This window comes from Nocardia sp. NPDC003482, from assembly GCF_053588115.1.
Genome location: NZ_JBSFPI010000054.1, coordinates 1 through 8,514, shown reverse-complemented (window position 1 = coordinate 8,514; position 8,514 = coordinate 1). Strand labels below are relative to the sequence as shown.

5 protein-coding genes are annotated in these 8,514 nt (G+C 65.3%); 3 read left to right on the top strand and 2 right to left on the bottom strand.

Features of this window, described 5'->3' with window-relative positions; genetic code table 11:
• The first annotated feature begins 174 nt into the window (after positions 1–174).
• Together mfd and ACWDSJ_RS37590 are read left to right on the top strand one after the other, a co-directional pair.
• Entirely contained in the window at positions 175–3,789 is a 3,615-nt protein-coding gene (mfd, locus tag ACWDSJ_RS37595) for a transcription-repair coupling factor (protein WP_450037633.1), read from the top strand.
• On the top strand, positions 3,786–4,469 hold the full coding sequence (locus ACWDSJ_RS37590) for a MazG family protein (RefSeq protein WP_450037631.1): 684 nt from the start codon (positions 3,786–3,788) through the stop codon (positions 4,467–4,469). The genes mfd and ACWDSJ_RS37590 overlap by 4 nt, the downstream gene beginning before the upstream one ends.
• A 101-nt stretch (positions 4,470–4,570) precedes the next feature.
• Here the strand turns inward: ACWDSJ_RS37590 and ACWDSJ_RS37585 are convergent, their stop codons facing one another.
• Positions 4,571–6,454 carry an N-6 DNA methylase gene (locus tag ACWDSJ_RS37585; RefSeq protein ID WP_450037629.1) on the bottom strand — a complete coding sequence of 628 codons (1,884 nt, stop codon included), beginning with the start codon at positions 6,452–6,454 and terminating at the stop codon, positions 4,571–4,573.
• Positions 6,447–7,007, bottom strand: coding sequence for a hypothetical protein (locus tag ACWDSJ_RS37580; RefSeq protein WP_450037628.1), 561 nt, complete (start codon positions 7,005–7,007; stop codon positions 6,447–6,449). The genes ACWDSJ_RS37585 and ACWDSJ_RS37580 overlap by 8 nt, the downstream gene beginning before the upstream one ends.
• Before the next feature lie 389 nt (positions 7,008–7,396).
• On the opposite strand from ACWDSJ_RS37580, the gene ACWDSJ_RS37575 reads away from it, so the two are divergent.
• Positions 7,397–8,233 (top strand): LysE family translocator, encoded by an 837-nt coding sequence (locus tag ACWDSJ_RS37575; protein ID WP_450037626.1) that lies wholly within the window; start codon positions 7,397–7,399, stop codon positions 8,231–8,233.
• The last annotated feature ends 281 nt before the right edge of the window (positions 8,234–8,514 follow it).

Genomic DNA, 8,514 nt, shown 5'->3' with positions numbered 1-8,514 from the left:
AGCGCGAGTCTCGACCGCTGAACGGCGAGACTCGCGCTTCGCGCATGCGCTTCGACCGCTGAACGGCGAGACGGCCGCGAACGGTCGCTCGTCGGGCTCGCTCCGGTTTCTGTCGGCCCGGCCGACTAGACTCGCTTGGTCATCGGAATTCCCGAAGCGCCCAGGAGTGCCTTCATGCCCACCCGTCCGCCTCTTGCTGGACTGGCCGCGGTGGCCGCCGCCGACGCCGCGTTGGCGCAGGTCACCGGACTGATCGGCCGCTCGTCGGCGCAGTTGGTGGCGCCCGCGGCGGTGCGGCCGTTCGTGGCCGCGACGGTCGCGGCGCAGCGACCCCTACTCGTGGTGACCGCGACGGGGCGGGAGGCCGATGATCTGACCGTCGAGCTGACCGAGATGCTCGGCGACACCGTCGCGCTGTTCCCGTCCTGGGAGACGCTGCCGCACGAGCGGCTCTCGCCGGGCGCGGACACCGTGGGCCGCCGCCTCGAGGTCCTTCGCAGGCTGGCCCACTCCGACGATCCGGTCCACGCCGAACCGCTGCGCGTCGTGGTGACAACGGTCCGTTCGCTCATGCAGCCCATGGCCGCGGGCCTCGGCGACATCGCGCCGATCCTGCTGAAGGTCGGCGTCGAACACGACTTCGACGAATTGGTCACGCGCCTGGTCGAATTCGCCTACGAACGCGTCGACATGGTCGGCAAGCGCGGCGAATTCGCCGTCCGCGGCGGCATTCTCGACCTCTTCCCGCCGACCGCCGACCATCCGGTGCGCGTGGAGTTCTGGGGCGACGAGATCACCGAACTGCGCCCGTTCTCCGTCGCCGATCAGCGCTCGCTCCCCGACGTGGACGTGGATGTCGTTGTGGCGCAACCCTGCCGGGAGCTGCTGCTCACCGAGGAGCTGCGGCTGCGCGCGGCCGAGGTCGCCGCCGAGAACCCGGCCGACGCCGCCCTGGTCGAGATGCTCGAGAAGCTCGCCCAGGGTATCCCCGTGGTCGGCATGGAGGCCCTGCTCCCGGTGCTGCGTCCGGGTCAGCTCCAACTCCTGACCGAGGTGCTCCCCGACGGCACCCACATCCTGCTCTGCGACCCGGAGAAGATCCGTACCCGCGCCGCCGATCTGGTCCGCACGGGTCAGGAGTTCCTGGAGGCGTCGTGGACCGCGGCGTCCTTCGGCGGCGCGGCGCCGCTCGGCGCGCACAATCTGGACCTGGCCGCGTCGGCCTACCGCACCCTCGACCAGATCCACGCCGGCGCGGACGCGCGCGGCCTGCCGTGGTGGACGCTGAGCCCGCTGGCCGCCGACGATCCGGCCGAGGTCGTGCTGCCGGTGCTCGCCGCTCCCGTCGCGCGCGGCTCCGACGAACTGGTGGCGACGATCTTCGCCTCGCTGCGCGCGCACGTCACGACCGGTGGCCGCGCGGTCATCGTGGTCGCCGGGCACGGCACGGCGCAGCGTTTCCTGGAACGACTCGCCGACGCGGAAGTGCCCGCCGCGCACCTGGATCCGGGTGCGGAGCCCACCCCCGGCCTGGTCGGCGTGCTGTGCGGTTCGCTGCACGACGGCATCGTCTTCGACGACGCGAAACTGGTCGTCGTCGCCGAATCCGACCTCACCGGCAACCGCGTCACCGCACCCGCCGACGGCAAGAAGCTGCCCGCCCGCCGCCGCAATCAGGTAGACCCGCTGGCCCTGTCGGCCGGGGATCTGGTCGTGCACGATCAGCACGGCATCGGCCGCTTCGTGGAGATGATCGAACGCACGGTCGGCGGCGCGCGCCGCGAATACCTCGTCATCGAGTACGCGCCCGGCAAGCGCGGCCAGCCCGGCGACCGCCTCTACGTCCCGATGGACGCCCTCGACCAGCTCTCCCGCTACGTCGGCGGCGAGATGCCGAGCCTGTCCAAACTCGGCGGCTCGGACTGGGCCAATACGAAACGCAAGGCGCGCAAGGCCGTTCGCGAGATCGCCACCGAACTCGTACAGCTCTACGCCGCGCGGCAGGCCGCCCCCGGCCACGCCTTCGCCGCCGACACGCCGTGGCAGCAGGAGATGGAGGACGCGTTCGCGTTCACCGAGACCATCGATCAGCTGACCGCCATCTCCGAGGTCAAGGCCGATATGGAGAAGGCCGTCCCGATGGACCGGGTCATCTGCGGCGACGTCGGGTACGGGAAGACCGAGATCGCGGTACGGGCCGCGTTCAAGGCCGTGCAGGACGGCAAACAGGTGGCGGTCCTGGTGCCCACGACATTGCTGGCGCAACAGCATCTCCAGACGTTCACCGAACGCATGGCCGGCTTCCCGGTCACGATCAAGGGCCTGTCCCGCTTCACCGACGCGGGGGAGTCGCGAGAGGTGTTGGAGGGCATGGCCTCCGGCGAGGTCGACATCGTGGTGGGCACCCATCGCCTGCTCCAGACCGGCGTGCGCTGGAAGGATCTGGGCCTGGTCGTCATCGACGAGGAGCAGCGGTTCGGCGTCGAGCACAAGGAGCACATCAAGTCGCTGCGCACCCACGTCGACGTGCTGACCATGTCCGCCACGCCGATTCCGCGCACCCTGGAGATGAGCCTGGCGGGCATCCGGGAGATGTCGACCATCCTCACCCCGCCCGAGGAGCGCCATCCGGTGCTCACCTATGTCGGCGCGTACAACGACAAGCAGGTCGCCGCGGCCGTGCGGCGTGAGCTGTTGCGCGACGGGCAGGTGTTCTATGTGCACAACCGCGTCTCCTCGATCGACAAGGCCGCCAAGCGAATTCGCGATCTCGTGCCCGAGGCGCGGGTGGCGGTCGCGCACGGTCAGATGAACGAGGACACCCTCGAGAAGACCGTGCAGGGTTTCTGGGAGCGCGAGTTCGACGTGCTGGTGTGCACGACGATCATCGAGACCGGTCTGGACATCTCCAACGCCAACACGCTGATCGTGGAGCGCGCCGACGCCCTCGGCCTGTCCCAGCTGCACCAGTTGCGCGGTCGGGTCGGCCGCAGCCGCGAGCGCGGATACGCCTACTTCCTGTTCCCGCCGGAGAAGCCGCTCACCGAGACCGCCTACGACCGGCTCGCGACGATCTCGCAGAACTCGGATCTGGGCGCGGGTATGGCGGTGGCCATGAAGGATCTCGAAATCCGCGGTGCCGGAAACGTTCTCGGCGCCGAGCAGTCCGGCCATGTCGCGGGCGTCGGCTTCGACCTGTACGTCCGCCTGGTCGGCGAGGCGGTGGAGGCGTACCGCGCCGCCGCCGACGGCCGCCCGATCAAGACCGATGAGGAGCCCAAGGAGGTGCGGATCGACCTCCCCGTCGACGCGCACATCCCGCCGGACTACATCACCAGCGACCGGCTGCGCCTCGAGGCGTATCGCAAACTGGCCGCGGCACAGGATGATTCGGCGCTCGCCGGGGTGGTGGAGGAACTGGTCGACCGGTACGGACCGTTGCCCGTCGAGGTCGGCCGCCTGGTGTCGGTCGCCAAACTCCGCCTGCTGTGCCGTGAGTACGAGATCACCGAGGTCGGCGTCACCGGCAGCACCCTCAAGATCTCGCCGATGCACCTGCCCGATTCCAAGCAGCTGCGGCTGAAGCGGCTGTACCCCACGGCGACCTACCGCCCGACGACCGGCATTGTGCAACTCGCCTTGCCGCGCGTCGAGGACAGCGTCGGCGCGGGCCGCATCCGCGACGTCCAACTCCTCCAGTACGTCGCCGACCTGCTGCTGGCCCTCGACGGAAAACCCCAGGGCACAGTCGATCTCCGCGTCGCCACGGAGGTCTCGGCCGCCCGATGACCACCCCCTCCGACGACGCCCCCGCCCTGACCGCTGCCGTCGAACTCATGGACCGCCTTTGGCGCTTCGGCGGCTGGGAGGTCACCCAGACCCACGACTCCCTGCGCCCCTACCTGCTCGAGGAAACCTACGAACTCCTCGACGCCATCGGCGAGAACGACCCCGAAACCATCAAGGAGGAACTGGGCGACCTCCTCCTCCAGGTCCTCTTCCACGCCCGAATAGCCCAAGCCGCAGGCACTTTCACCCTCGACGACGTAGCCAAAACCCTCGTCACCAAACTCCTCCACCGCAGCCCCCACCTCCAAGACACCCCCCTCCCACCCGACGCCCCCCGCTCCGAAAAGATCGCGGCCCAGGAAAAGGCCTGGGAGGAACGCAAATCCACCGAAAAATCCCGCCGCTCCTGCCTGGACGGCATAGCCCTCGCCCAACCAGCCCTCGCCCTCGCCGAAAAAATCCGCACCCGAGCCTTGAAAGCGGGCCTCCCCGAAGACCTCATCCCCCCGGCCTTGCGCGCAGTCGACCTGGGTCTCCCCGAAAGCGCCGAAGAACGCCTGCGCAAAGCCACCCTCGCCTTCGCTCACCAAATCCGCCGAGCCGAAGACACCGCCGAACACACGCGAGGCCGCCGCCTCCCCCTCTTGCCCGAGGACTGGCACACCTACTGGCCCACCTGATGCCCGGTACCGCTTTGCAGATGGGGGGATCGAGGGGCGGCGGCCCAGTATAAATGTGCCTAACGATACGAGCGGAAACCTGGATCGACAGCTCGATTGCGTCAGTCGGAGAAAAACACCGGAATCGCCCGATTTCGAAGGGTACTCGTCGCAACGCGAAGATCGTCGTACGCGGCGATCAGGTTGTCGAAGTCGGCGAAAGCCTGCCCCACCGCGATTTGATCGTCGATGGGTGGAAGTCTTATGTCCAGCGATTTGAGAACTTTCGTATTGATACTCTTGATCGCCGCACCTGTCGCGTTACGTGACATCCATGCCTGAATTTCCGGGTGCGTGAGGTAGAGATTGAGGAACAGCGGGTTCAGATCGCTCGCCTCTGGGCGCAATCGCATCAGCCCGGTGCCGTAAAGCCAGCCTTGATTCTCCCGTGTCACCAGAGCTGTCCTGCCGATCGTCCCGGTACGGGTGCACAGCACGTCGCCGTCAAGGAGAACATACTTCGCCTGACGCTCGGCGGTATTACGGCTCGTCATCGCAGTCGGTTGTCTGAGACGACCCGAAGCCAGATCCTTCGGCTTGACTACAAGCACTTCTCCGGAAGAGGTCTCCTCGAGAGTGGCGCCAGGTGTGATGAGACAGATGTCCCCGAGTTTTGCTCGCTTCCATCCCCCAGGCGCACTCTTGGTGAGGTGCTGGATCGAACGAAGAGTCTCGTCGAAAACTCGTTCGGCGGCATCAGCCCTGCGGCGCGCCGAGTCGCGCAGATGTATCGCGTCGTTCAAGGAGCGCTTCGCGTTCCCAGGATCATATGCGGTCGGTTGCCTGAGGAACCCGGCAGGATTGAGATCGAACTTTCTTTTGCGGATGTCCGAGAGCGATGCAGCGGTCGCAAAGGAGTTTTCAGGAGATTGTCCGGCGCGCCAGCCATGTACGGTGGAAATGAGTTCCTTTGCCTCGGCCTCGGTGAGAACGCGAAGTGTTCGTTCGGCCATCCGGCCGAAATTCGATGCGTCGATCAGGAGGACCCCCTCGCATGGTTTCGATCCCGATCTCAGCAGCCACAGACTGGCTGCTACGCGAGTTTTTCTGAACAGCTGCCTCGGTAGTGCGACTACGGCTTCAATGCACCCGTCCTCGATCATATTTGCTCGAATGGCATGCTCACGGAAACTGGACGGTGCATTCTCGGGCATTAGGACCGCAGCTCTACCATCGATGTCTAGACTTTCGACGGCATATTGCAGCCAAGCATAATTTGCATTGTGCGGGGGTGGTTGCCCATAACGCCAATTACGGTTCGGGCGATCCACCCAGTTGGCCATATTGAAGGGTGGGTTCGCCAAGACAATCGTCGCATTCGCGCGATTGAAAGGCTCACTCGACCACGGTGAGGAGCTGACATTGCGTAGTCGTGCAGATATCGAATGCATCGCGAGATTCATGGCCGTCAATGACCGAGCAGTGCTGGACAACGGCGACGCCTCGAACGTCATTTGTGCGATATCGGGAACCAAGGCCGGCGCTGCCGTCAATATCTCACCAGCTCGGCATGCTGGATCGTAAATCTTGGAGCCCGGTGGTGGAGCGAGTGCTGAAACCATCACCCGTGCCACCTCCGCCGGAGTAAACGGTTCATTGAACGTTGCCGCGCTGCTGACGGCCAGGACCTGCATAAAAGCATCGTGCGCGCCGAGAGCCTCGACTATCTTTCGTACAGCAATCCCGAGGTCATGAAGCGGGGTGAAGTTGTGTTCGGTGATCTCGGGGAATCTTGTTCCGCGAGGAGCGATCTGGGCGAGCTCGGTTCCCAGGGCATCAGGGGCTATCTCTTGCCATCGACCTTCTTTGGCCTGTATATAGATGAGCCCCAGCGCGAGATAGGTGAGCTGCCGGGGGTCTACGCCAACTGCCAGGCAGCGGCTGATCGCGCGCCGTAACGGCGCTGAGTCGTACGTCGACCGGAGAGATTGATCACCGCTAGGCATGGCTTCCCGCCCTGGGGCGCAGTGCGAGGGTGGCGGGCACCCGGTCGATTGCCTGCAGCCACTCGGTCAACTCAGGGCCGAGATAGCGAAGGAGGATGTAGATCTTCGCGTGGTCGGCGGCGAGATGTCGGTGATGAATGGGTTCGTGGTGCATGATCCGATTGCGGAGCAGCACCATGGCCTGAAGGTTGTCGCGCAGCGGTTCCCTCTGGCCGCGGTAGTGCGCGAATCCCTTGTGCAGCACGGGTACCCACAGATGCCGGTCATATCGGCGGCTGAGTAGCGAGACCCAGAAACCGAAGGACAGCTCCGCGACAATGCTGTCGGCGGAGGGGTTGTCCGTGGACCGCTTCCGCAGTTCGCGCACGGCCTCGCCGATCTTTGCCGTGGTGTGCGCGTCGACCGGTGCCACCTGCCACCACTGCTCCTGCTGAAAGTGCAGCTTGAGTTGCTCGTGCAGCGAGTTGCGCAGACTGATCTCCAAACAGTGCAGGGGAGTATAGAACGCCTCGGCGATCTGCAGATTCCAGATGTAGAGCGCAGTGGGTGACACTCCCTCACGGTGAGCGGCTCGAACGTACGGCAGAAGCCGGGGTGCGGCGAAGTGCCGTACGAACCAAGTAGGAAGGCCCGTGGACATGTTGTACCTCCGAGTGAGCACGATATTTTTCTTCGGCGCTTCCGTCGGATACACTTGCCAAGTACGCCCCGGGTCCGCCTCTGCACCGCATGCCGCCCGGGGCACGGCTTTGTCCGCACCTCGTCTGGCGGTTCTCTCCCTCCCGAAGCGCCTATCGGGCCCTCTTCGGTGTCCTGCAGGGATCACATTAACGCTTCAACCGCCAGATCACAAGATGTATCGCGATACAAAAACGACTACGCGGCTGTGTGTCCGTGGGCGGAGCCACAGATGGTTAGCTCAACCTCTACCGTGGCGGCGAAGTGCTCCGGGATGATCTCTGCGCATGTCAGCTTCACTTCGAGTCTCGATGGACGTCCGCCAGTACGAGTTACTGTGTGGCGAAAGAATACGCCTACCAGCACAAACGGGGTTGTCGGCACTCGCGCGGATTGTCGAGAGTTGAAGCGGGGTCCCAAGTGCCGATAAGGAATGCGGGTGGGGGAGGCGTGCGAGGATCAACGAGTGCCGTATTGGTGTTGCCGCAGTTCTCGGTGGCTTGTCTGGTTTTGGCGGCCTTGCCTGGGCCTGCTACCGCGCTGTTCTTGCAGCGGTCGGTTCGGGATGGGCGGGCGGCTGGGTTGGCGGCTGTGGCGGGGAACGAGATCGGGGTGTTCGGGTGGACGGTGGCGGGTGGGGCCGGGTTGTCCGCGTTGTTGGTGGCCAATCGGTATCTGAACGTCGCGGTGCATGTGGTGGGGGCGTTGGTGTTGATCTGGTTGGGGATTCAGGCCTGGCGCGGGGCTCGGCGGGACGACGCGTTCGGGGCGGCATTGACGATGGTGCTTCCGGGTGGTCGGACGCCCGCGGCGGCGTTTCGCGCCTCGCTCGTTTCGATCGCCGCGAATCCGAAGGCCGCCGTATTCGGGCTCACCATCCTGCCGCAGTTCCTTCCCGCACACGGCGCGGTCCTGCCCACCGTCCTGATCCTCGCCACGATCCAATTGGCGATCGACACCACATGGTGTGTCGCCGTCGTCCTCGCCGCCGACCGAGCCGGAAACTGGTTGCGCCGTAACGGAATCCGCCAACGCGTCGAACGCACCCTGGCCGCGATCCTGATCGCCCTGGGCTTCGGCCTCGCGGCGGACACCCGCTGACCAACCCCGAACGCAACCAGCTCAGCCGCACCCCTTATTCGAATCCGCACCCGTTGTAGAGCCCTGTAAGGGGTGCGGATTCGAACAAGGGGTGCGGCTTGTACTGCCGAACCCTCAGGAAGGCACGGCAGCACAGCCGCACCCTTTATTGAGATCCGCACCCGTTGTGGAGCCCTGTAAGGGGTGTGAGGTGCCCGACGGTTCTCGGACAGTGGCCCCAGGTAGAATTGGGGTTCATTGATAGGAGTTGTTGTGGCGCGGAAGAATTCGCGGCCGCGGTA